This window comes from Kitasatospora sp. NPDC127060 (assembly GCF_042724935.1).
Lineage (GTDB): Bacteria > Actinomycetota > Actinomycetes > Streptomycetales > Streptomycetaceae > Kitasatospora.
In genome coordinates this window covers 1-21,468 of sequence record NZ_JBHXEG010000117.1, presented here as the reverse complement: position 1 = coordinate 21,468, position 21,468 = coordinate 1, and the positions used below count along the sequence as shown (strand labels likewise).

The following is a 21,468-nucleotide window of genomic DNA, read 5'->3' as shown; positions in this document are numbered from 1 at the left end:
CGCGGGGGGCCGTCTCGTCCCCCCGTTGGGGGGGGCCGGGCCCGCTTCCGCACCGGGTGAACACCCGCGCGCCATCTGCTTCGATTCGAAGGTCCACCGAAGCAGCTCACGCGCAGGTGAAACGCCGCTGCCGCGCGAACCCCCGAAGGATTCGCGCGGCAGCGGGTGGACGACGGAGCGGGCGTCAGACGTTGAAGCCCAGGGCCCGCAGCTGGTCGCGGCCGTCGTCGGTGATCTTGTCCGGGCCCCACGGCGGCATCCAGACCCAGTTGATCCGCAGGTCCTGGACCAGGCCGTCGGTGGCGGTCTTGGCCTGGTCCTCGATGACGTCGGTCAGCGGGCAGGCCGCCGAGGTGAGCGTCATGTCGATGGTGGCCACGTCGGACTCGTCGATGTGGATGCCGTAGATCAGGCCCAGGTTGACGACATCGATGCCCAGTTCGGGGTCGACGACGTCCATCAGGGCCTCGGTCAGGTCCTCGACGGAGACGGTGCCGGCGGTGGTGCCGACGATGAGGCCGGTCGGCTGCTCTCCAGCGGCGGTGTCCGAAGCGGTAGCCGCGGCGGTCTCCGCAGCGGAGGGGGTTTCGTCAGTCATGGTCATTCCTCCTCTGCAGGATCAGTCGTTCACGGCGGGGTGCTGGGCGAGCGCCTGGGCGGTGGCGTCCTTCCAGGCCATCCAGCTGAGCAGGGCGCACTTGACCCGGGCCGGGTACTTGGAGACGCCGGCGAACGCGACCGCGTCCTCCAGCACCTCCTCGTCGCCCTCGCCCTGGCCCTTGCTCTGCATCAGCTCCAGGAAGGCCTCCTGGACGGCCTGCGCCTCGCCGACGGTCTTGCCGACCACCAGGTCGTTCAGCACCGAGGCGCTGGCCTGGCTGATCGAGCAGCCCTGGGACTCGTACGAGACGTCGGTGACCGTCGCGCCGTCGAGCTTCACCCGCAGGGTGATCTCGTCGCCGCACGTCGGGTTGACGTGGTGCACCTCGGCGTCGCCGTCCCGCAGCCCCTTGCCGTGCGGGTTGCGGTAGTGGTCCAGGATGATGTCCTGGTACATCGAGTCGAGCTTCATGGTCGTCCTGCCCTGTCCCGTCAGCCGAAGAAGTTCCGGACGTGGTGCAGGCCGTCGATCAGCGCGTCGACCTCGCCCGGCGTCGAGTACAGGTAGAACGACGCCCGTGTGGTCGCCGGAATTCCGTACCGCAGGCAGACCGGCCGCGCGCAGTGGTGTCCGACGCGCACGGCGATGCCCTGCTCGTCCAGTACCTGGCCCACGTCGTGCGGGTGGATGTCGCCGAGGGTGAAGGAGATCGCGGCACCGCGGTCGACGGCCGTGCGCGGGCCGATGATCCGCAGGTCGGGGACCTCCAGCAGGCGCTCCACCGCGTACTCGGTGATCGCGTGCTCGTGGGCGGCGATCTTGTCCATGCCGATCGCCGACAGGTAGTCGATGGCCGCGCCGAGCCCGACCGCCTGGGCGATCGGCGGGGTGCCGGCCTCGAACTTGTGCGGCGCGGGGGCGTAGGTGGACGAGCCCATGGTGACGGTCTCGATCATCTCGCCGCCGCCGAGGAACGGCGGGAGGTCCTCCAGCAGCTCCTGGCGGCCCCAGAGCACGCCGATGCCGGTCGGGGCCAGCATCTTGTGGCCGGTGAAGGCGACGAAGTCGGCCTCCAGCGCCTGCACGTCCAGCACCATGTGCGGCGCGGCCTGCGAGGCGTCGATGACGACCAGCGCGCCGACCGACTGGGCCTTGCGGACGATCGTCTCGACCGGGTTGACCGTGCCCAGCAGGTTGGAGACCAGGGTGAAGGAGACCACCTTGGTCTTCTCGGTGATCAGCTCGTCGATGTCCGACAGGTCGAGCCGGCCCTCGTCGGTCAGCCCGAACCACTTGAGCTTCGCGCCGGTGCGCTGCGAGAGCAGCTGCCACGGGACGATGTTGGAGTGGTGCTCCATCTCCGTGATCACGATCTCGGAGTCGGCGTCGACCTTGTACGGCTCGTCGGCCCAACCGAGCATGTTGGCAACGAGGTTGAGCGACTCGGAGGCGTTCTTGGTGAAGATCACCTCGTTCCGGCTCGGCGCGTTGACGAAGGCCGCGACCTTGTCGCGGGCACCCTCGTACAGCGCCGTGGCCTCCTCGGCGAGCACGTGCACGCCGCGGTGGACGTTGGCGTTGTGCCGCTCGTAGTAGCCGTTCAGCGCTTCGAGCACCTGGCGCGGCTTCTGCGAGGTGGCCGCGTTGTCCAGGTAGACCAGCGGCTTGTCCTCGTGCAGCAGCCGCTGCAGGACCGGGAAGTCCTTGCGGATCGCGTCGGTGTCGAGCAGGCCGCTAAAGGTATGGGTCACTCGGACGCGCCACCCTTCACATATGCCTCGTAGCCCTCGTTCTCCAGCTTGTCGGCCAGCTCGGCGCCGCCGGACTCGACGATGCGGCCGCCCGCGAAGACGTGGACGTAGTCGGGCTTGATGTACCGCAGGATGCGGGTGTAGTGGGTCACCAGCAGGGTGCCGACCTCGCCGGTGGAGCGGACCCGGTTGATGCCCTCGGAGACGATCCGCAGCGCGTCGACGTCCAGGCCGGAGTCGGTCTCGTCGAGGATCGCGATCTTCGGCTTGAGCAGCTCCAGCTGGAGGATCTCGTGGCGCTTCTTCTCACCGCCGGAGAAGCCCTCGTTGACGTTGCGCTCGGCGAACGCCGGGTCCATCTGCAGGGCCGCCATCGCCTCCTTGACCTCCTTGACCCACAGCCGCAGCTTGGGGGCCTCGCCGCGGACGGCGGTGGCGGCGGTGCGCAGGAAGTTGGAGACCGAGACGCCGGGGACCTCGACCGGGTACTGCATGGCCAGGAAGACACCGGCCTTGGCGCGCTCGTCGACGGACATCTCCAGGACGTCCTCGCCGTCCAGCAGCACGGTGCCGCCGGTGACGGTGTACTTGGGGTGGCCGGCCAGCGAGTAGGCCAGGGTGGACTTGCCGGAGCCGTTCGGACCCATGATGGCGTGGGTCTCGCCCTGCTTCACGGTCAGGTCGACGCCCTTCAGGATCTCGCGCGGGCCGTTCTCGGCCTCGACGGAGACGTGCAGGTCGCGGATTTCAAGGGTTGCCATGTGTACTCAGGACTCCTGGTTGACGGAGACGAGCACATCGTCCCCTTCGATCTTTACGGGGTAGACAGCGACCGGCTTGGTGGCGGGCAGGCCGGAGGGCTTGCCGGTGCGCAGGTCGAAGCTGGAACCGTGCAGCCAGCACTCGATCATGCAGTCCTCGACCTCGCCCTCGGAGAGCGAGACGTTCGCGTGCGAGCAGGTGTCGTTGATCGCGAACACCCCCTCGTCGGTGCGGACGATCGAGACCGGCACGCCGTTGAGGTCCACGCGCTTGGGGACGTCCTCCTGGAGGTCGGCCAGCGCGCAGGCACGGAGGAAGCTCATCGGGATCAGACCGCCGCTTCCAGCTCGGCGTCGATCTTCTCCATGAGCTGCTCCTGGACCTCGGCCACGCCGATCTGCTGGAGCAGCTCGGCGAAGAAGCCGCGGACCACCAGGCGGCGCGCCTCGTCGGCGGGGATGCCTCGGGCCATCAGGTAGAACAGCTGCTCGTCGTCGAAGCGGCCGGTCGCCGAGGCGTGGCCGGCGCCGACGATCTCGCCGGTCTCGATCTCCAGGTTCGGGATCGAGTCGACCCGGGCGCCGTCGGTGAGCACCAGGTTCCGGTTGAGCTCGTAGGTGTCGGTGCCCAGCGCGGCGGCGCGGATCAGCACGTCGCCGACCCAGACCGCGTGGGCGTCCTGGCCCTGCAGCGCGCCCTTGTACGCCACGTTCGACCGGCAGTGCGGCGTGTCGTGGTCGATGACCAGGCGGTGCTCCAGGTGCTGGCCGGCGTCGGCGAAGTACAGGCCGAACAGCTCGGCCTCGCCGCCGGGGCCCGCGTAGTTGACCCGCGGGTGCAGGCGGACCAGGTCGCCGCCGAAGGTGACGACCACGGACTTGAACGAGGCGTCCCGGCCGACCAGCGCGCTGTGCTGGGCGGTGTGGACGGCGTCCCGCTCCCAGTCCTGGACGGAGACGAAGGTGAGCTTGGCACCGTCGCCGACCAGCAGCTCGACGTTGGCGGCCCGGGTGCCGGTACCGGTGTGGTTGATCACCACGACGGCCTCGGCGAACGGCTTGACGTCGATCACCACGTGGGCGAAGCGGGTGCCGCCCTCGCCGTGCACGTCGATCTTCACCGGCTCGGTCAGCACCGCGTCCTTGGGGACGGTGACCACGAGCGCCTGCTCGAAGGCGCTGAAGGCCTGCGCGGCGACCCGGTCGACCGGCTTGCCGGCCTTGCCCAGGCGGGCGTCGTCGCGTCCGACGGTCTCGGCGGTGACGCCGTCCGGCAGGCCCAGCTCGACCTTGTCCTCGCCCTTCGCGGCACCGACGGCCGAGCCGTCGTGCAGGCCGCCGAGGCGGTGCATCGGAGTGAAGCGCCAGTCCTCCTCGCGGCCGGTGGGCACCGGGAAGTCGTTCACGTCGAAGGACGGCTTGACCGCGACGCGGGCGTCGATCGGCTGCTGGACGGTGGTACGGCCGGTGCCGGGGCCGGCGAGCTGCGCGCCGGCGCCGGCGGTGCCGACCTCGATCGAACCGGCGGTGGTGGAGCCGGTGGTGTTCTGAACGTCAGCCATGGCTGTTCGTTGTGCTCTCTTCCTCAGGAATTCCGGATGGACGGCGGTGACGGCCGGTCGTCAGCCGACGGAGCCCTCCATCTGCAGCTCGATCAGCCGGTTCAGCTCCAGCGCGTACTCCATCGGCAGCTCGCGCGCGATCGGCTCGACGAAGCCGCGGACGATCATCGCCATCGCCTCGAACTCGGTCATGCCCCGGCTCATCAGGTAGAAGAGCTGGTCCTCGCTGACCTTGGAGACCGTCGCCTCGTGGCCCATGGACACGTCGTCCTCGCGGACGTCCACGTACGGGTAGGTGTCCGAGCGGGAGATGGTGTCGACCAGCAGGGCGTCGCAGAGCACGTTGGACTTGGCGCCCTTGGAGCCCTCGCCGATCTCGATCAGACCGCGGTAGGAGGTGCGGCCGCCGCCTCGCGCCACCGACTTGGAGACGATGTTGGAGGAGGTGTTCGGCGCCATGTGGACCATCTTGGCGCCGGCGTCCTGGTGCTGGCCCTCGCCAGCGAAGGCGATCGACAGGGTCTCGCCCTTGGCGTGCTCGCCCATCAGGTAGACGGCCGGGTACTTCATGGTGACCTTGGAGCCGATGTTGCCGTCGACCCACTCCATGGTCGCGCCCTCGTACGCCACGGCGCGCTTGGTGACCAGGTTGTAGACGTTGTTCGACCAGTTCTGGATGGTCGTGTAGCGGCAGCGGCCGCCCTTCTTGACGATGATCTCCACGACCGCCGAGTGCAGCGAGTCGGAGGAGTAGATCGGCGCGGTGCAGCCCTCGACGTAGTGGACGTAGGCGTCCTCGTCGACGATGATCAGCGTCCGCTCGAACTGGCCCATGTTCTCGGTGTTGATCCGGAAGTAGGCCTGGAGCGGGATGTCGACGTGCACGCCCTTCGGCACGTAGATGAACGAGCCGCCGGACCACACCGCGGTGTTCAGCGCGGCGAACTTGTTGTCGCCGGCCGGGATGACGGTGCCGAAGTACTCCTTGAAGATCTCCGGGTGCTCGCGCAGGGCGGTGTCGGTGTCCAGGAAGATGACGCCCTGCTCCTCCAGGTCCTCGCGGATCTGGTGGTAGACGACCTCGGACTCGTACTGGGCGGCGACACCGGCGACCAGGCGCTGCTTCTCCGCCTCCGGGATGCCCAGCTTGTCGTAGGTGGCCTTGATGTCCGCGGGCAGGTCCTCCCAGGACTCGGCCTGCTTCTCGGTGGAGCGCACGAAGTACTTGATGTTGTCGAAGTCGATGCCGGTGAGGTCGGAGCCCCAGGTCGGCATGGGCTTCTTGCCGAACAGCTTCAGGCCCTTGAGCCGCAGGTTCAGCATCCACTCGGACTCGTTCTTCTTCGCCGAGATGTCGCGGACGACCTCCTCGCTGAGCCCGCGCTTGGCCGCGGCACCGGCGGTGTCCGGGTCGGCCCAGCCGTACTCGTAATTGCCCAGGCCTTCGAGCTCGGGGTGCGAAACGGTGTCAGTCATGCGAGCTTCCTAACGCGCGGACGCTGAATCTTCGGTGGACGCGGAATTTTCGGTGGATGTACTGGCAGTCGGCACCGCACCGGAACCACGACCCGCCGGAGGCTGGACAGGCGACGGTGCGGCACCGGGTGCCGGCACATAGGTGGTGCAGACCCCGTCGCCGTGGGCGATGGTGGCCAGCCGTTGCACATGGGTGCCCAGGAGCTGGGAGAAGACCTCGGTCTCCGCCTCGCAGAGCTGCGGGAACTGCTCGGCGATGTGCGCGACCGGGCAGTGGTGCTGGCAGAGCTGGGCGCCCGCCGGGGCCTTGGCCACGGCCGACGGGACACGCCGCACCGTGGCAGCGTACCCGTCCGCGCTCAACGCCTGGGCGAGGGCCTCCGGGCGCTCCTGGGCCCCGGCCTGCCGCAGGGTCTCCCGGTACTTCTCGCCCTGCTTGCCGAACCGGGCACGGGCGAAGGCGGCGACCGCCTCCTCGCCCGCCTTGCCGCCGCCCACCGCGTCCGAGATCCAGCGCAGCGCGTCGGCGGCGAGCTGGTCGTACGCCTGGTAGAAGGCGTCCCGGCCGCCGTCGGTGAGGGCGAACACCTTGGCCGGGCGGCCACGGCCGCGGCTGCCGTAGACCCGCTGCTCGCGGGACTCGACCAGGCCGGCGGCGGCCAGTCCGTCCAGGTGACGGCGGACGGCGGCGGCGGTGAGGCCGAGCCGGTTCGCCAGGTCGGCGGCGGAGGAGGGGCCGTGGTCCAGGATCGACCGGGCGACCCGGTCGCGGGTGGCCCGGTGGCCTTCCAGCAGCACCTCGGCCGCCGTCACGGGCACGTCGCAGCCGGGGGCCGACTCGGCCTCCGGGTGCGTGGTGTGCTCGCGCATGTTTTTCACAACACCAGTGTTGCGTAATTACTTCCGAGAGGACAAGCCGTGATCCAGGCCTCACCCGTGGCATCTGTCACGCAGGCAAGCCTTACCTGACCTGCGAAAACGATCACCAAGGCCGGTGTCCGGTCTGCCCGTTCGGCCCTCTTAGACTCGCCGGTATGCATTCCGAACCCGCGGTCCAGGTCGCCGGGCTGGTCAAGCGCTACGGCGACAAAGCCGCGGTGGACGGCCTCGACCTCACCATCGCGCGCGGCGCGATCACCGCCGTCCTCGGCCCCAACGGCGCCGGCAAGACCACCACCATCGAGACCTGCGAGGGCTACCGCCGCCCCGACGCCGGCACCGTCCGCGTCCTCGGCCTCGACCCGGTCGCCCAGAGCGCCGCCCTGCGGCCCCGGATCGGCGTCATGCTCCAGTCCGGGGGCGTGTACGCGGGCGCGCGCGCCGTCGAGATGCTGCGGCACACCGCCAAGCTGCACGCCCACCCGCTGGACGTGGACGCCCTGGTCGAACGCCTCGGCCTCGGTTCCTGCGGCCGCACCACCTACCGCCGGCTCTCCGGCGGCCAGCAGCAGCGGCTCGCCCTGGCGATGGCCGTGGTCGGCCGCCCCGAGCTGGTCTTCCTGGACGAGCCCACCGCCGGCCTCGACCCGCAGGCCCGCCGCGCCACCTGGGAGCTGGTCCGCGACCTGCGCCGGGACGGCGTCACCGTGGTGGTCACCACCCACCACATGGACGAGGCCGAACAGCTCGCCGACCACGTCGCCGTCGTCGACCGCGGCAAGGTCATCGCGAACGGCACCACCGAAGAGCTCTGCCGCGGCGGCGCCGAGGACGCCCTGCGCTTCGACGGCCCGCCCGGACTCGACCTCGGCCCGCTGCTCAAGGAGCTGCCCGCGGGCGCCACCGCCACCGAGACCGCCCCCGGCAGCTACCGCGTCGAGGCCGCCGTCGACCCCAGCCGGCTGCTGGCCACCGTCACCGGCTGGTGCGCGGCCTCCGGCATCCTGCCGGAGCGGCTGTCCGTGCAGCGCCGCAGCCTCGAAGACGTCTTCCTCGACCTGACCGGACGGGAGCTCCGCTCGTGACCCCTGTGGACTACGCACCGAAGCCCGGTGCCGCCCCCGTCGGCCGGATGCTGCTCGCCCAGACCGCCTTCGAGACCAGGATGCTGCTGCGCAACGGTGAGCAGCTGCTGCTGACCGTGGTCATCCCGACCGTGCTGCTGGTGCTGTTCTCCGCCGTCGACATCGTGGCCGTGGACGGGCCCGGCAAGCGGGTCGACTTCCTGGCGCCCGGCCTGCTAGCACTGGCCGTGATGTCCACCGCCTTCACCGGGCAGGCCATCGCGACCGGCTTCGAACGCCGCTACGGCGTGCTCAAGCGGCTCGGCGCCAGCCCGCTGCCGCGCTGGACGCTGCTGACCGCCAAGACCGGCTGCGTGCTGGTCACCGAGGTGCTCCAGGTCGCGCTGCTGTCGGTGATCGCCCTGGCCCTCGGCTGGTCGCCGCACGGACTGGCCACACCGCAGGGGGCCCTGGCGGTCGCCGCGCTGCTCGTCCTGGGCACCGCCGCCTTCTCCGGGCTCGGCCTGCTGATGGCCGGCACCCTCAAGGCCGAGGCCACCCTGGCCGGCGCCAACCTGGTGTTCATCCTGCTGCTGCTGGCCGGCGGGGTGATCGTGCCGCTGAGCAAGTTCCCGGACGCGGTGCGCTCGGTGCTGGAGCTGCTGCCGATCTCGGCGCTCTCGGACGGGCTGCGCTCGGTGCTCCAGCACGGCGCCGGGGTGCCCTGGTCGGACCTCGGCGTCCTGGCCGGCTGGGCCGTCCTCGGCCTGGCCGCGGCCGCCCGGTTCTTCCGCTGGGAGTGACCTCGGCAGCGACAGCGCGACGCCCCCGGCCCGTTGAGGCCGGGGGCGTCGCGGTTTTCCGTCGGTCGGGCGTCAGCTCTCGCTGCTGCCACGGCGCTTGCGGGCGAGCAGCACCAGCGCGCCACCGACCAGCAGCACGCCGCCGCCGGCCGCCGCGATCATCGGGGTGGCGTCGCTGCTACCGGTCTGGGCGAGCGCCGGGGCGCTGGTGGCGGGCGCCGGGGCCGGGGCGGCCGGGGTCGTCTCGCTGGGGGTGGGGGTGGCCGTCGGGGACTTGCTCGGGGTGGGCGTCGCCGACGGGGTCGGGGTCTTGGTCTGGGTGGGCGTCGGGGTGGGAGTCGGGGTGGGCGTGGGGGTCTTGGTGGGGGTCGGGGTGGGCGTCGGCGTCGGGGTGTGGCACGGCGCGATGGTCTTGGTCTCGTCGATGCTCCACCCCTTCTCCGCCGGGGTCTCGGTGGTCTTGACCACCAGGTGCGCGGTGACCGGGGCGTTGTGGTCCTTCACCGGGAAGGTGCCGTGGAACTCCGCCGGGAACGCCTTGGCGTCCAGGACCTTCTCGTCCCCGATGGTGAGGCTGACGGTGTTCTTCACGTCAGGCTTGGGGCTGTAGTTGATCAGGTCGATCACGACCTTGTCGCAGGTCGTCGACCAGGTCGGCACGTGCGCCGAGGCGTTGGTGGCCAGCGCCAGCGGCAGGAGAATCCCGGCCGCCGCCGTTCCGGCGAGTGCCGCCGCGCCCATCCGAATGTGCCGCTGCTGTCCTGCCATTACCCTGTTCCCCTCCGAACGGTCTTGCGCAGCAGGCGGGTTGGAGTGGTTCGCGGTGGCCCGCTACGACATGTCCGGGGGACTCTACCGGCACTTCCACACCTCGCCACACCCCGCCGTGCGACCGGATTTCGTCTGTCGGTCCGTTCCCGGATGTGCATGACCAGCCCATCACAGCCGTCACCTCGCAGAACGCGGATCCGGCAAAGTTGAATGGACTTCGTCACCTTAGGAACACAACGGCGCCCCAGGTGATCGGGTTCAATCACCGGGGGCGCCTTGTCGGTCAGTCGACGAACGTTCGGACCGGACCGGCCCGTCAGGCCCTCTTGGCCGCCTTCCGCCGGGCCGCCACCACGATCCCGCCACCGGCGGCGAGCACCACCGCACCGGCGATCGCCAGCGGCAGCACCGGGCCGGAGCCGGTGTGCGCCAGGTCGCCGCCCTCGTTCGCCTGGGCGGACGGACTGGCCGAGGCACCCGGCACGACGGCCGAGGAGGAGGAGGAGGAGGCGCTCGGCGAGCCGCCCGCAGTCGGCCTGCCGGTCGCCGGAGCGCTCGGGGAGCCGGACGGAGCGGTCGAGGCGCTCGGCGTCACCGGGGTGGTCGGCGAACCGGACGGCGTCACCGGCGGGGTGACCGGCGGCGTGGCCGGGGTGGTCGGCACCGTGGTGCCGGGCAGGCAGCCGGTGAACGGGTAGTGGTGGGTCTCGGCGCCGCCCTTGCCGGTCAGCGAGGCCGCGATCACCGAGCCGTTGACCGGGCCGCCGCTGCCGAGGTCGAAGGCGGCGTTGGGCGCGAGGACGGTACCGGCCCAGGCGGCTTTGCTGTTCTTGACCACCTTGGTCGCGGTGGGGAAGTTCCAGAGCAGCTTGGCCCGGATCGCGCCACCCGCCGCACTCTGGTTCTTGTCGTCCAGGACCCAGCTCTCCTTGGGGGCGTCCCACAGGTGGAAGCCCGTGGTCCCGGCCGCCGCCATGTCGTACGAGCCACCGGTCACGTTGATGACGGTGACCGAGCCGGCCGGCACCTTGACGAAGACGTCCTTGGCTCCCTGGAGCTTCGCGGCGTCGACGGTGAAGCCGTTGTACTTGGCGTCCCCGCCGGTGAAGGTCAGCTTGGCGCCGTCCGCCTGGACGGTGGCCCCGGCGGTCTGCGGCACGGCGGCCAGCGAGGTGGCGGCCGCGCGCAGCTTGGCGAACTCGGCCTTGAAATCGATCGGCGAGGCGCCCTGGGCGATCTTGCCCTGGTGCGCTTCGACCACCGCGCCGTCGGCCTTGGAGCCGTAGACGCCGTTGCCCTTCATCACCTGGGTGTTCTGGCCGGTGATCTTGCCGGCGACGACCAGCGCGTTCTTGCCGGGCAGGGCGTCGACCTCGGCGGCGGTCAGCTCCTGGCCGACCGAGAAGCCCCCGGTGAAGTCGGCGTTGCCGCCGACCGCGACGGCGCCCTCGGCGTCGGGGGTGTGGGTGTCGTCGCCCTCGATGAACTCGCCGTAGAGGTTGGCGACCCCGAGGCTGCGGCACTGCTCGTCGGCGCCGACAGCCTGGGCAGCCGGCGTGGCGAGTCCGGCGAGTACGAGCGAGCCGCCGACCGCGAGCGCGGCGGCGGAAGTGGATATGCGCATGTGCAGGATCTCCGCTTGCGTGCGGGAGGAGTGGGAGAGGCCCGAAAAAAGGTATGGACCAATCCGCACTCTTTCGGCCGAACGGGTGAATGGTCAAGACCATTGACCGCCTTGCCCGAACAGTCCGCTTTGCCCCCGGGGCGCGGCGGGCTCGGCCCCGCCCCAAGATCACCCGTAAAGCCACCTACGATGGAGCCCGTGCTGAACCCCTTCTCCCTGCTCGCCGAGCGCTGGCAGCCCTCCGCCGCGATGGTCCGGCGCGCCACGTTCGCCGCGCTGGTGATGAGCGTGGTGATCGTCGTCACCGGCGGCGCCGTCCGCCTCACCGCCTCCGGACTCGGCTGTACCACCTGGCCCCGCTGCACCGCCGAGAGCCTGACGCCCACGGCCGAGATGGGCTTCCACGGCGTCGTCGAGTTCACCAACCGGATGCTCACCTACGTGCTGAGCGCCGCGGTCGGCTGGGCGATCCTGGCCGCCCGCTGCCACCGCCCGTGGCGGCGCAGCCTGACCAAGCTCGGCTGGGCCCAGTTCTGGCTGGTGATGAGCAACGCGGTGCTCGGCGGCATCACGGTCCTCACGGGCCTCAACCCGTACACCGTGGCGCTGCACATGATCGCCGCGATGGCGCTCGTCTGGGTCGCCCTGCTCATGTGGGAGCGGTCGAAGGAGGGCGACGGCCCGGCGAAGCTGTCGGTCGCCCGCCCCATCCACCAGCTGTCGTACGTCCTGGTCACGGTCGTCGGCCTGCTGGTCGCCGCCGGCACCCTGGTCACCGGCGCCGGCCACCACCCGGGCACGCCGCAGGACAACAAGATCGTCCCGCGCATCCCGATCGACTACGACCGCCTCGCGCAGTTCCACGCCGACTTCGCCTTCATCTCGGTCGGCCTCACCATCGCGATGATCTTCGTCTTCGCCGCGATCAAGGCCCCCCAGGCGGCCAAGGCCCGCACCAAGGAACTGCTCGCGGTGCTGCTCCTTCAGGGCGTCCTCGGCTTCGTCCAGTACTTCACCGACGCCCCCGAGCTCATGGTCGGCCTCCACATGCTCGGCGCCACCCTGACGTGGATCGCCGCCCTCCGCATCCCCCTCGCCCTGCGCGTACGCGAGGCCGAGGAGATCACCGATCAGCTCCCCGCCCAAACCCCGCAGGCTGCCGCAGTCTGAGCATCATCGAAGGCCCCCATCCGAGGATGGGGGCCTTCGCCGTGTCACAACAACTGCCGACCGTCGTGGCTCCGGACACTCGGCGCCGCGTCCCCCCGAAGCGCATCCAGCGCCCTGCGTCGTGTCCCTGGACCGCATGGCGTGGGCGGCCGAGCGCGATGTCGAGCCCTGCCACCGGGTGCTGCGGCTGCGGCCATCACGGCAGCGGGCTACGCCCCCGACTGCTCATCGCTGACGGACTGCTCGGCGACCCGAACGGCAGCGGCTACGACGGCGGCCACGACCGGCTGATCGCCACCTGTGCGGTCCGCTACCTCCCGCCCTCGTGGCTGCACCAGGTGAAGCCCGGCGGTCGGATCCTGGTCACGCTGTCCGGCTGGTCCTTCGCCTTCGGCATGGCGCTGCTCTACGTGACCGGACCAGGACGGCTTCGGGATCACCGTCTCGACCGCGGGCCAACGCGTCCGGATCGGCCATGAGGACGACCCGGGCTGGAACCTCCCCATCTGAAACACACCGGCCCGGCCCCCATGCGGGGAGCCGGGCAGGTGCCACGCTCGAAGACTCAGCCGCCGAGCTGGAGCCCCGCCATCCGCTTCCACTCGTACGCGCCGGTCTTGACCTTGAGCCCCAGCTCGCCCTCGAAGTTCTCGTGCAGGGTGAGCCCGGCCAGCTCCGCGGCCCGGCGGCCGACGGCGTACGTGGGGGCGACCTGGTCGCCCCAGGCGCCGTCCGCGCCGACCACGACGATCCGGGTGGCCACGGCGCCGACGTACTCGACGACCGCGTCGGCGCTGCCGCCGTGCTGCTGGGCGAAGCTGGTCAGGTGCTTGGCGATGCGCTTGGCGCGGCGCTCGGTGCGGGCGTCCGGCGTGGCGGCGGTGGCGGTCTCTGCGCTGCTCATGCCCGCATGCTACCCACCGGTAGACGCCCTGGCGACGGGAGCGCCCTGTGCACCGGGCCACATACTGGAGGCATGTCATTCTCCGGCTGGCCGGCCGAGGCGCTGGACTTCTACGAGCACCTCGAAGCCGACAACTCGAAGACCTTCTGGCAGGCCCACAAGGAGCGGTACGACGACGCCGTACGGGCGCCCATGGAGGCGCTGCTCGCCGAGCTGGAGCCGGAGTTCGGGCCGGGAAAGATCTTCCGTCCCAACCGGGACGTCCGCTTCAGCGCCGACAAGTCCCCGTACAAGACGCACATCGGCGCCCACCTGGAGTCCGGCGGCTACATCCAGCTCTCCGCCGACGGCCTGGCCTGCGGCAACGGCATGTACCAGCTCGCCCCCGACCAGTTGGAGCGGTACCGCGCCGCCGTCGCCGAGGACGTCAGCGGCGCCGAACTGGAGCGGGTGATCGCCACGGTCGAGGCAGGCGGCCCCCGGGTCCACGGCCGGGACTCCCTGAAGACCGCCCCGCGCGGCTACCCCAAGGACCACCCCAGGATCGAACTGCTCCGCCACAAGGGCCTGGTCGCCTGGCAGGAGTGGGAGCCCGCGAAGTGGCTGGGCACCCGCACCGCCCGCACCCGGATCGCCGCCTTCCTGCGCGCCTCCCAACCGCTCCGGGACTGGCTGGACGGCCACGTCGGCCCGTCCGAACTGCCCAGCCGCTGAGTACGCGAAGAGCCCCGGTCCGCCAGGACCGGGGCTCTTCGACGTCAGACGGGCCTTACTTCACGAACGGATCGATCGCGCACACCACGAACAACAGCGACAGGTAGGTGATCGACCAGTGGAACAGCCGCATCTCCTTCAGCTTCGCGCCCACGATCCCGGCCTTGGCCCGCCCGTACAGCGCGTGCGCCTCGCGCAGCCAGAACCCGCCGAGCAGCACCGCCGCGACGGGGTACAGCCAGCTCATGTGCCCGAGCGGCCAGACCGCCAGCGAGACCGCCACCATCACCCAGGAGTAGGCGACGACCTGCTTGCCGACCGCGACGTTGCCCTTGACCACCGGCAGCATCGGCACACCGGCCCGCTCGTAGTCGTCGCGGACCTTCATCGACAGCACCCAGGTGTGCGGCGGCGTCCAGAAGAACACCACCAGGAACAGCGCGATCGCCGCCCAGGACACCGAGTTGGTCACCGAGGACCAGCCGATCAGCACCGGCATGCAGCCGGCGATGCCGCCCCAGACGATGTTCTGCGAGGTGCGCCGCTTGAGCCCCAGCGTGTAGACGAACACGTAGAACAGCAGCGCGCCGAGCGCCAGTCCGGCGGAGAGCCAGTTGACGCCGAAGCCGAGCAGCAGGGTGGAGAGGACACCGAGCGCGGTGCCGAACACCAGCGCCTCGCGCGGGGACACCATCCCGGTGACGATCGGTCGCCGCTCGGTGCGGGTCATCAGCGCGTCGATGTCGCGGTCGATGTACATGTTGAGGGCGTTGGCGCCGCCCGCCGACAGGTAGCCGCCGACCACGACCTTCAGCACCAGCAGCATGTTCGGCACGCCCTGCTGGGCCAGGAACATCACCGGCACCGTGCTCATCAGCAGCAGTTCGATGATCCTCGGCTTGGTCAGTGCGACGAACGCGCCGACACGGGCCCCGATGGGCCGGTGCGCAGGAGTCGCCCCGGTGACCCCGGCGGGACGGGTTTCGACGGCGGTCACTAACACCCCAACTGAAGATGAATCCTCGCAGGCGTCCACAGGAACGAAGGCTCCCAAATCGTCCGCTCTGCGCGTACCACGCCACCTTAGACGCTCCATATATCCCATCCGGCCCCGGGGTCCCCCGGCGAGGCGGATCGCACACCCCCGGGTGAACCGCCTGGGTGAAGCCACGAAGCGACCCCGGAGCGGCCCCGCAACCCGTCCCGACCACCCGGGCGGCGCGGCCCGGCAAAACGGGAGAGTCTTGGGCAAAAGACGCCAGAACGCCCTAGTGGGAATCACCATGCGGAAATCCCGGTTGTCCCGGCACGGAGGGTGAGCCCCGGCCCGGACGGTAGGCTCGCACGCAGAAGCGGGATCTACCCTCCGTGACCGGCACCATCCACAGTCGGGACCACAGCGCCGTGGCCGACCCGGTCCCCATTCACGGGGTCACTCTTCACAATGGAAGGAGCCCTGAGACAGGGTGAGCACTGCGCCGAAGAACGCATTCGAGTGGAGCGACCTGGACGAGCGCACGGTTGACACGGCGCGGGTCCTGGCGATGGACGCTGTCCAGAAGGTCGGTAACGGGCACCCCGGGACGGCCATGTCGCTGGCCCCCGCTGCCTACCTGATCTTCCAGCGCTTCCTGCGCCACGACCCGACCGACCCGGCCTGGGTCGGCCGCGACCGCTTCGTCCTCTCCCCCGGGCACACCAGCCTGACGCTCTACACCCAGCTGTACTTCTCCGGCTACGGCCTGGAGCTGGACGACCTCAAGGCCTTCCGCGTCGCGGGCAGCCGCACCCCGGGCCACCCCGAGCACGGCCACACCGCCGGCGTGGAGACCACCACCGGCCCGCTGGGCCAGGGCATCGCCAACGCGGTCGGCATGGCGATGGCCGCCCGCTACGAGCGCGGTCTGTTCGACCCGGAGGCGGCGGCCGGCGAGTCCCCCTTCGACCACACCGTCTGGGCCATCGTCTCCGACGGCGACCTGGAGGAGGGCATCTCCGCCGAGGCCTCCTCGCTGGCCGGCCACCAGAAGCTGGGCAACCTGGTCGCCCTGTACGACGACAACCACATCTCGATCGAGGGCGACACCGAGACGGCCTTCTCCGAGGACGTCCTCAAGCGCTACGAGGCGTACGGCTGGCACGTCCAGCGGGTCACCCCGAAGGCCAACGGCGACATCGACGTCGAGGCCCTCGCCGGTGCGCTGGCCGCCGCCAAGGCGGAGACCTCCCGCCCGTCGCTGATCGCGATGCGCACGATCATCGCCTGGCCGGCCCCGGACGCCCAGAACACCGCCAAGGCGCACGGCTCCGCGCTCGGTGCGGCCGAGATCGCCGCCACCAAGAAGGTCCTGGGCTTCGACCCGGAGAAGACCTTCGAGGTCAGCGACCAGGTCATCGAGCACGCCCGCCAGGTCATCAAGCGCGGCAAGGCCGCCCGCGACCAGTGGCAGCAGGGCTTCGACGCCTGGCGCGCCGCCAACGCCCACCGGGCCGCCGAGTTCGACCGCATCCAGGCCGGCGAGCTGCCCGAGGGCTGGAAGAAGGCCGTCCCCTCCTTCCCGGCCGGCAAGGACGTCGCCACCCGCAAGGCCTCCGGCGAGACCCTCAAGGCGCTCGGCGCGGTGATCCCGGAGCTGTGGGGCGGCTCGGCCGACCTCGCGGAGTCCAACCTCACCACGATCGACGAGGACAGCTCCTTCCTCCCCGAAGGCAACCCGCTAAAGTCCGCCAGCCCGTACGGCCGGACGATCCACTTCGGCATCCGCGAGCACGCCATGGGCTCGACCATGAACGGCATCGCCCTGCACGGCAAGACCCGCGTGTACGGCGGCACCTTCCTGGTCTTCGCCGACTACATGCGCCCGGCGGTCCGCCTGGCCGCGCTGATGAAGCTGCCGGTCACCTACGTCTGGACGCACGACTCGATCGGCCTCGGCGAGGACGGCCCGACCCACCAGCCGGTGGAGCACATGGCCTCGCTGCGCGCCATCCCGGGCCTGGCCATGGTCCGCCCGGCGGACGCCAACGAGACGGCCGTCGCCTGGCGCACCGTCATCGAGCGCCAGACCAGCCACCCGGGCCCGGTCGGCCTGGCGCTGACCCGCCAGAACGTCCCGACCTTCGACCGCGAGGTCTTCGCCTCCGCCGAGGGCACCGCCAAGGGCGCCTACGTGCTGGCCGAGGCCGGCAACGGCGACCCGCAGCTGATCCTCATGGGCACCGGTTCCGAGGTCCAGCTGGCCGTCCAGGCCCGTGAGGTCCTGGAGGCCGAGGGCATCGCCACCCGCGTGGTCTCCGTCCCGTCCTTCGAGTGGTTCCAGGAGCAGGACCAGGCCTACCGCGACAGCGTGCTGCCGCCGTCGGTCAAGGCCCGCGTCTCGGTCGAGGCCGGCATCGCCCAGGGCTGGCGCGAGCTGGTCGGCGACCACGGCCGGATCATCTCGCTGGAGCACTTCGGCGCCTCCGCCGACTACAAGGTGCTGTTCGAGGAGTTCGGCCTGACCGCCGAGCGCGTGGTCGCCGAGGCGCACAACGCCCTGCGCTCCCTCGAAGCCGTCAACCGCTAAGCGCGTCCGGGCCGCGTGCCCGCCCGCACGCGGGCACGCGGCCCCCTCTGACTACCCCACGAAGCAGAAGAAAAAAGGACTGAAGCACCATGACTGACGCACTGAAGCGCCTCAGCGACGAAGGCGTTGCGATCTGGCTGGACGACCTCAGCCGCAAGCGGCTGAACTCCGGCAACCTGGCCGAGCTGGTGCAGAACAAGCACGTGGTGGGTGTCACCACCAACCCGACCATCTTCCAGAAGGCCATCGCCGGCAGCGGCGACAGCTCCTACGACGGCCAGCTGCGCGACCTCGCCGTCCGCAAGGTCACCACCGACGAGGCGATCCGCATGATCACCACCTCGGACGTGCGCGACGCCGCCGACGTGCTGCGCCCGGTCTACGACGCCTCCAACGGCCGCGACGGCCGGGTCTCCATCGAGGTCGACCCGCGGCTGGCGCACGAGTCCGCCCCGACCGTGGCCGAGGCCAAGCAGCTGTGGTGGCTGGTCGACCGCCCGAACGTCTTCATCAAGATCCCCGCCACCAAGGCCGGCCTGCCCGCCATCAGCGAGGTCATCGGCCTGGGCATCAGCGTGAACGTCACGCTGATCTTCTCCCTGGACCGCTACAAGGCCGTCATCGACGCCTACCTGACCGGCCTGGAGACCGCCAAGGCCAAGGGCCTGGACCTCTCCCAGATCGAGTCGGTCGCCTCCTTCTTCGTGTCCCGCGTGGACACCGAGATCGACAAGCGCCTGGACAAGATCGGCGGCGACGCCAGGAACCTGCGCTCCAAGGCCGCCCTGGCCAACGCCCGCCTCGCCTACCAGGCGTACGAGGAGGTCTTCGGCTCGGTGGACGGCAAGACCGCCGGCAGCGCCCGCTGGAAGGCCCTGGAGGCCGCCGGCGCCAAGCCGCAGCGCCCGCTCTGGGCCTCGACCGGTGTCAAGGACCCGGCCCTGCCGGACACCCTGTACGTCACCGAGCTGGTCGCCCCCGGCACCGTGAACACCATGCCCGAGGCCACCCTGGACGCCACCGGCGACCACGGCGTGGTCACCGGCAACACCATCGTCCCCAACTACGCCGACGCCAAGGCCGTCCTGGACGCCATCGCGGCCGCCGGCGTGGACTACGACGACGTCGTCCAGGTGCTGGAGGACGAGGGCGTGGAGAAGTTCGAGCAGTCCTGGCAGGAACTGCTCGACACCGTCACCGCCTCGCTGGCCTCCTTCGCCAACGAGAAGTGACCCCCGCTCACACAGCCAGCGCACGAAAGCGGAGCACACCAAGTGAGCACTGATTTCCCCGAGTTGACATCGGAGTCGGACGCGGACGACCTCCCGCCCGCCCCCGTCAACCCGCTTCGTGACCCCTCCGACCGGCGGCTCCCGCGCATCGCGGGGCCGTCCGGCCTGGTCATCTTCGGGGTCACCGGCGACCTGTCCCGCAAGAAGCTGATGCCGGCCATCTACGACCTGGCCAACCGGGGTCTGCTGCCGCCGGGCTTCTCCCTGGTGGGCTTCGCCCGCCGCGAGTGGGAGGACGAGGACTTCGCCAAGGAGGTCCACGACGCGGTCAAGGAGCACGCCCGGACCCCGTTCCGGGAGGAGGTCTGGCAGCAGCTCGCCAAGGGCATGCGCTTCGTCCAGGGCACCTTCGACGACGACGAGGCCTTCGACAAGCTCCGCGAGACCATCGAGGAGCTGGACAAGGCCCAGGGCACCGGCGGCAACTTCGCCTTCTACCTGTCCGTCCCGCCGAAGTTCTTCCCGACCGTCGTCCAGCAGCTCAAGAAGCACGGCCTGGCCGACCCGCCGCAGGGCTCCTGGCGCCGCGCCGTCATCGAGAAGCCCTTCGGCCACGACCTGGAGAGCGCTCAGGAGCTCAACAAGGTCGTCCACGAGGTCTTCCCGCGCGACGAGGTCTTCCGGATCGACCACTACCTGGGCAAGGAGACGGTCCAGAACATCCTGGCGCTGCGCTTCGCCAACCAGATGTTCGAGCCGATCTGGAACCGGTCGTACGTCGACCACGTGCAGATCACCATGGCCGAGGACATCGGCATCGGCGGCCGGGCCGGCTACTACGACGGCATCGGCTCCGCCCGTGACGTCATCCAGAACCACCTGCTGCAGCTGATGGCGCTCACCGCCATCGAGGAGCCGGCGTCCTTCCACCCGAAGGCGCTGGTGGCCGAGAAGCTCAAGGTGCTCAGCGCCGTCAAGCTCCCGGCCGACCTCGGCCGGCACACCGTGCGCGGCCAGTACGCGGCCGGCTGGCAGGGCGGCGAGGAGGTGGTCGGCTACCTGGACGAGGACGGCATCAACCCGGACTCCAAGACCGACACCTACGCGGCCATCAAGCTGGAGATCAACAACCGCCGCTGGGCGGGCGTCCCGTTCTACCTGCGCACCGGCAAGCGGCTGGGCCGCCGGGTCACCGAGATCGCGGTGGTCTTCCAGCGTGCCCCGTACCTGCCCTTCGACTCCTACGCGACCGAGGAGCTGGGGCAGAACGCCCTGGTCATCCGGGTCCAGCCGGACGAGGGCGTGACGGTGCGGTTCGGCTCCAAGGTGCCGGGCACCTCCTTCGAGGTCCGGGACGTCACGATGGACTTCGCCTACGGCGAGTCCTTCACCGAGTCCAGCCCGGAGGCGTACGAGCGGCTCATCCTCGACGTGCTGCTCGGCGACGCCAACCTGTTCCCGCGTCACCAGGAGGTCGAGCTCTCCTGGCAGATTCTCGACCCGATCGAGAAGTACTGGGACGCCCACGGCAAGCCCGCCCAGTACTCGGCGGGCACCTGGGGCCCGGCCGAGGCGGACGAGATGCTCGCACGAGACGGCAGGAGCTGGCGGCGGCCATGAAGATCGACCTCACCAACACGACGTCCAGCAAGATCAACGCCGCGCTGATGGAGGCGCGCCGGATCAGCGGCTCCACCGCCGCCGGCATGGTGCTCACCCTGGTGATCGTGACCGACGAGGGCAGCGCGTACGACGCCCTCAAGGCCGCCAACGAGGCCTCCCGCGAGCACCCGATGCGCACCCTCGCGGTGATCAAGCGCGCCGGCCGCTCGCCCCGGGCCCGCGCCGAGACGCGGCTGGACGCCGAGATCCTGGTCGGCACGGACGCCGGCTCCGGAGAAACGGTCATCCTGCGCATGCACGGCGAACTCGCCTTGCATGCCCAGTCGGTGGTCCTGCCGCTGCTGCTGCCGGACGCCCCGACCGTGGTCTGGTGGCCGGACAACGCCCCGCTGCACCCGGCGCAGGACCCGCTGGGCGCGCTCGCCCAGCGCCGGATCACCGACGCCGTCACCGCCGAGTCCCCGGTCGGCCAGCTCGCCCAGCGGGCCCAGAGCTACGCCCCGGGCGACACCGACCTGGCCTGGACCCGGATCACCGGCTGGCGCTCGATGCTGGCCGCCGCGCTGGACCAGCGGCCGTCGGCCATCACCTCGGTGATGGTCGAGGGCGAGTCCTACAACCCCAGCGTCGAGCTGCTCGGCCTGTGGCTGCTCAACCGGCTGAGCGTGCCGGTCGAGCGGGTCGTCACCGGCGGCCCCGGCATCACCGCGGTGCACCTGCGCACCAAGGACGGGGACATCACCCTGGACCGCCCGGACGGCCTGATGGGCACGCTCTCCATGCCCGGCTCGCCGGACCGCCAGGTGGCGCTCAAGCGGCGCGAGACCTCGGAGCTGATCGCCGAGGAGCTGCGCCGGCTGGACCCGGACGACATCTACTCGGCGGCCGTGCGCACGCCCGTCGAGCGGCTGCGCGAGCCCGCCGAGCCGGCCAGCGGGTCGGCGGCCGCGGCCGAACCCCAGGCTCG

21 protein-coding genes are annotated in these 21,468 nt (G+C 70.6%); 9 read left to right on the top strand and 12 right to left on the bottom strand.

Features of this window, described 5'->3' with window-relative positions:
• Positions 1-184 precede the first annotated feature (184 nt).
• Genes ACFWIS_RS37765 through ACFWIS_RS37730 form a run of 8 tightly spaced genes read right to left on the bottom strand, consistent with a single transcriptional unit; the run spans position 185 to position 7,021 of the window.
• Positions 185-598 carry a metal-sulfur cluster assembly factor gene (locus ACFWIS_RS37765; RefSeq protein WP_380462303.1) on the bottom strand — a complete coding sequence of 138 codons (414 nt, stop codon included), beginning with the start codon at positions 596-598 and terminating at the stop codon, positions 185-187.
• A gap of 21 nt (positions 599-619) precedes the next feature.
• The gene (gene sufU, locus ACFWIS_RS37760; RefSeq protein WP_188303625.1) at positions 620-1,072 is read right to left on the bottom strand and encodes a Fe-S cluster assembly sulfur transfer protein SufU; all 453 of its coding nucleotides are present in this window, start codon (positions 1,070-1,072) and stop codon (positions 620-622) included.
• Positions 1,073-1,092: 20 nt separating this feature from the next.
• On the bottom strand, positions 1,093-2,352 hold the full coding sequence (locus tag ACFWIS_RS37755) for a cysteine desulfurase (protein ID WP_380462302.1): 1,260 nt from the start codon (positions 2,350-2,352) through the stop codon (positions 1,093-1,095).
• Complete coding sequence (gene sufC, locus ACFWIS_RS37750; protein WP_188303623.1) at positions 2,349-3,113, bottom strand: Fe-S cluster assembly ATPase SufC; 765 nt, start codon at positions 3,111-3,113, stop codon at positions 2,349-2,351. The genes ACFWIS_RS37755 and sufC overlap by 4 nt, the downstream gene beginning before the upstream one ends.
• A 6-nt stretch (positions 3,114-3,119) precedes the next feature.
• Positions 3,120-3,437: a bifunctional 3-phenylpropionate/cinnamic acid dioxygenase ferredoxin subunit gene (locus ACFWIS_RS37745; RefSeq protein ID WP_380462301.1), complete on the bottom strand. Its 318-nt coding sequence runs from the start codon at positions 3,435-3,437 to the stop codon at positions 3,120-3,122.
• Between the two features lie 5 nt (positions 3,438-3,442).
• Positions 3,443-4,675 (bottom strand): Fe-S cluster assembly protein SufD, encoded by a 1,233-nt coding sequence (sufD, locus tag ACFWIS_RS37740; RefSeq protein WP_380462300.1) that lies wholly within the window; start codon positions 4,673-4,675, stop codon positions 3,443-3,445.
• A 60-nt stretch (positions 4,676-4,735) separates the two neighbouring features.
• Entirely contained in the window at positions 4,736-6,151 is a 1,416-nt protein-coding gene (sufB, locus tag ACFWIS_RS37735) for a Fe-S cluster assembly protein SufB (protein WP_380462299.1), read from the bottom strand.
• 9 nt (positions 6,152-6,160) lie between these two features.
• Positions 6,161-7,021, bottom strand: a complete 861-nt coding sequence (locus ACFWIS_RS37730; protein ID WP_380462298.1) for a helix-turn-helix transcriptional regulator — start codon at positions 7,019-7,021, stop codon at positions 6,161-6,163.
• Positions 7,022-7,185: 164 nt separating this feature from the next.
• Here ACFWIS_RS37730 and ACFWIS_RS37725 point away from each other — a divergent pair, with 164 nt between their 5' ends.
• Positions 7,186-8,115 carry an ABC transporter ATP-binding protein gene (locus ACFWIS_RS37725; RefSeq protein WP_380462297.1) on the top strand — a complete coding sequence of 310 codons (930 nt, stop codon included), beginning with the start codon at positions 7,186-7,188 and terminating at the stop codon, positions 8,113-8,115.
• A gap of 47 nt (positions 8,116-8,162) precedes the next feature.
• On the top strand, positions 8,163-8,897 hold the full coding sequence (locus ACFWIS_RS37720; protein WP_380462305.1) for an ABC transporter permease: 735 nt from the start codon (positions 8,163-8,165) through the stop codon (positions 8,895-8,897).
• Between the two features lie 72 nt (positions 8,898-8,969).
• Here the strand turns inward: ACFWIS_RS37720 and ACFWIS_RS37715 are convergent, their stop codons facing one another.
• Positions 8,970-9,665, bottom strand: coding sequence for an LAETG motif-containing sortase-dependent surface protein (locus ACFWIS_RS37715; RefSeq protein ID WP_380462296.1), 696 nt, complete (start codon positions 9,663-9,665; stop codon positions 8,970-8,972).
• A gap of 319 nt (positions 9,666-9,984) precedes the next feature.
• Positions 9,985-11,292 (bottom strand): choice-of-anchor A family protein, encoded by a 1,308-nt coding sequence (locus tag ACFWIS_RS37710; protein WP_380462295.1) that lies wholly within the window; start codon positions 11,290-11,292, stop codon positions 9,985-9,987.
• 189 nt (positions 11,293-11,481) lie between these two features.
• Here ACFWIS_RS37710 and ACFWIS_RS37705 point away from each other — a divergent pair, with 189 nt between their 5' ends.
• On the top strand, positions 11,482-12,462 hold the full coding sequence (locus ACFWIS_RS37705; RefSeq protein WP_380462294.1) for a heme A synthase: 981 nt from the start codon (positions 11,482-11,484) through the stop codon (positions 12,460-12,462).
• A gap of 158 nt (positions 12,463-12,620) precedes the next feature.
• A complete protein-coding gene (locus ACFWIS_RS37700; RefSeq protein WP_380462293.1) occupies positions 12,621-12,941 on the top strand; it encodes a hypothetical protein in 321 nt (106 codons plus the stop codon).
• Between the two features lie 86 nt (positions 12,942-13,027).
• On the opposite strand, the gene ACFWIS_RS37695 is transcribed toward ACFWIS_RS37700, so the two are convergent.
• Positions 13,028-13,366, bottom strand: coding sequence for a hypothetical protein (locus ACFWIS_RS37695; protein ID WP_380462292.1), 339 nt, complete (start codon positions 13,364-13,366; stop codon positions 13,028-13,030).
• Between the two features lie 72 nt (positions 13,367-13,438).
• On the opposite strand from ACFWIS_RS37695, the gene ACFWIS_RS37690 reads away from it, so the two are divergent.
• Positions 13,439-14,080: a DUF2461 domain-containing protein gene (locus tag ACFWIS_RS37690; protein WP_380462291.1), complete on the top strand. Its 642-nt coding sequence runs from the start codon at positions 13,439-13,441 to the stop codon at positions 14,078-14,080.
• Between the two features lie 55 nt (positions 14,081-14,135).
• Here ACFWIS_RS37690 and ACFWIS_RS37685 read toward each other — a convergent pair whose 3' ends face one another.
• Positions 14,136-15,083 carry a heme o synthase gene (locus ACFWIS_RS37685; RefSeq protein WP_380462290.1) on the bottom strand — a complete coding sequence of 316 codons (948 nt, stop codon included), beginning with the start codon at positions 15,081-15,083 and terminating at the stop codon, positions 14,136-14,138.
• Positions 15,084-15,546: 463 nt separating this feature from the next.
• Between ACFWIS_RS37685 and tkt the strand changes: the two genes are divergently transcribed.
• The 4 genes from tkt to opcA all read left to right on the top strand — a co-directional run.
• Positions 15,547-17,646, top strand: coding sequence for a transketolase (tkt, locus tag ACFWIS_RS37680; RefSeq protein ID WP_380462289.1), 2,100 nt, complete (start codon positions 15,547-15,549; stop codon positions 17,644-17,646).
• A gap of 89 nt (positions 17,647-17,735) precedes the next feature.
• Positions 17,736-18,878 carry a transaldolase gene (tal, locus tag ACFWIS_RS37675; RefSeq protein WP_380462288.1) on the top strand — a complete coding sequence of 381 codons (1,143 nt, stop codon included), beginning with the start codon at positions 17,736-17,738 and terminating at the stop codon, positions 18,876-18,878.
• A 63-nt stretch (positions 18,879-18,941) separates the two neighbouring features.
• On the top strand, positions 18,942-20,498 hold the full coding sequence (gene zwf, locus ACFWIS_RS37670) for a glucose-6-phosphate dehydrogenase (protein ID WP_380462304.1): 1,557 nt from the start codon (positions 18,942-18,944) through the stop codon (positions 20,496-20,498).
• A partial coding sequence (gene opcA / locus ACFWIS_RS37665; RefSeq protein ID WP_380524244.1) for a glucose-6-phosphate dehydrogenase assembly protein OpcA occupies positions 20,495-21,468 on the top strand: 974 nt, incomplete at its 3' end. The genes zwf and opcA, both read left to right, overlap by 4 nt.

What these genes read in the sequence shown, in the direction of transcription:
- ACFWIS_RS37765 (WP_380462303.1), bottom strand. Translation starts at nt 598, where the DNA reads ATGACTGACGAAACCCCCTCCGCTGCGGAGACCGCCGCGGCTACCGCT.
- sufU (WP_188303625.1), bottom strand. Translation starts at nt 1,072, where the DNA reads ATGAAGCTCGACTCGATGTACCAGGACATCATCCTGGACCACTACCGC.
- sufC (WP_188303623.1), bottom strand. Translation starts at nt 3,113, where the DNA reads ATGGCAACCCTTGAAATCCGCGACCTGCACGTCTCCGTCGAGGCCGAG.
- ACFWIS_RS37745 (WP_380462301.1), bottom strand. Translation starts at nt 3,437, where the DNA reads ATGAGCTTCCTCCGTGCCTGCGCGCTGGCCGACCTCCAGGAGGACGTC.
- sufD (WP_380462300.1), bottom strand. Translation starts at nt 4,675, where the DNA reads ATGGCTGACGTTCAGAACACCACCGGCTCCACCACCGCCGGTTCGATC.
- sufB (WP_380462299.1), bottom strand. Translation starts at nt 6,151, where the DNA reads ATGACTGACACCGTTTCGCACCCCGAGCTCGAAGGCCTGGGCAATTAC.
- ACFWIS_RS37730 (WP_380462298.1), bottom strand. Translation starts at nt 7,021, where the DNA reads ATGCGCGAGCACACCACGCACCCGGAGGCCGAGTCGGCCCCCGGCTGC.
- ACFWIS_RS37725 (WP_380462297.1), top strand. Translation starts at nt 7,186, where the DNA reads ATGCATTCCGAACCCGCGGTCCAGGTCGCCGGGCTGGTCAAGCGCTAC.
- ACFWIS_RS37720 (WP_380462305.1), top strand. Translation starts at nt 8,163, where the DNA reads ATGCTGCTCGCCCAGACCGCCTTCGAGACCAGGATGCTGCTGCGCAAC.
- ACFWIS_RS37715 (WP_380462296.1), bottom strand. Translation starts at nt 9,665, where the DNA reads ATGGCAGGACAGCAGCGGCACATTCGGATGGGCGCGGCGGCACTCGCC.
- ACFWIS_RS37710 (WP_380462295.1), bottom strand. Translation starts at nt 11,292, where the DNA reads ATGCGCATATCCACTTCCGCCGCCGCGCTCGCGGTCGGCGGCTCGCTC.
- ACFWIS_RS37705 (WP_380462294.1), top strand. Translation starts at nt 11,482, where the DNA reads ATGGAGCCCGTGCTGAACCCCTTCTCCCTGCTCGCCGAGCGCTGGCAG.
- ACFWIS_RS37700 (WP_380462293.1), top strand. Translation starts at nt 12,621, where the DNA reads ATGTCGAGCCCTGCCACCGGGTGCTGCGGCTGCGGCCATCACGGCAGC.
- ACFWIS_RS37695 (WP_380462292.1), bottom strand. Translation starts at nt 13,366, where the DNA reads ATGAGCAGCGCAGAGACCGCCACCGCCGCCACGCCGGACGCCCGCACC.
- ACFWIS_RS37690 (WP_380462291.1), top strand. Translation starts at nt 13,439, where the DNA reads ATGTCATTCTCCGGCTGGCCGGCCGAGGCGCTGGACTTCTACGAGCAC.
- tal (WP_380462288.1), top strand. Translation starts at nt 17,736, where the DNA reads ATGACTGACGCACTGAAGCGCCTCAGCGACGAAGGCGTTGCGATCTGG.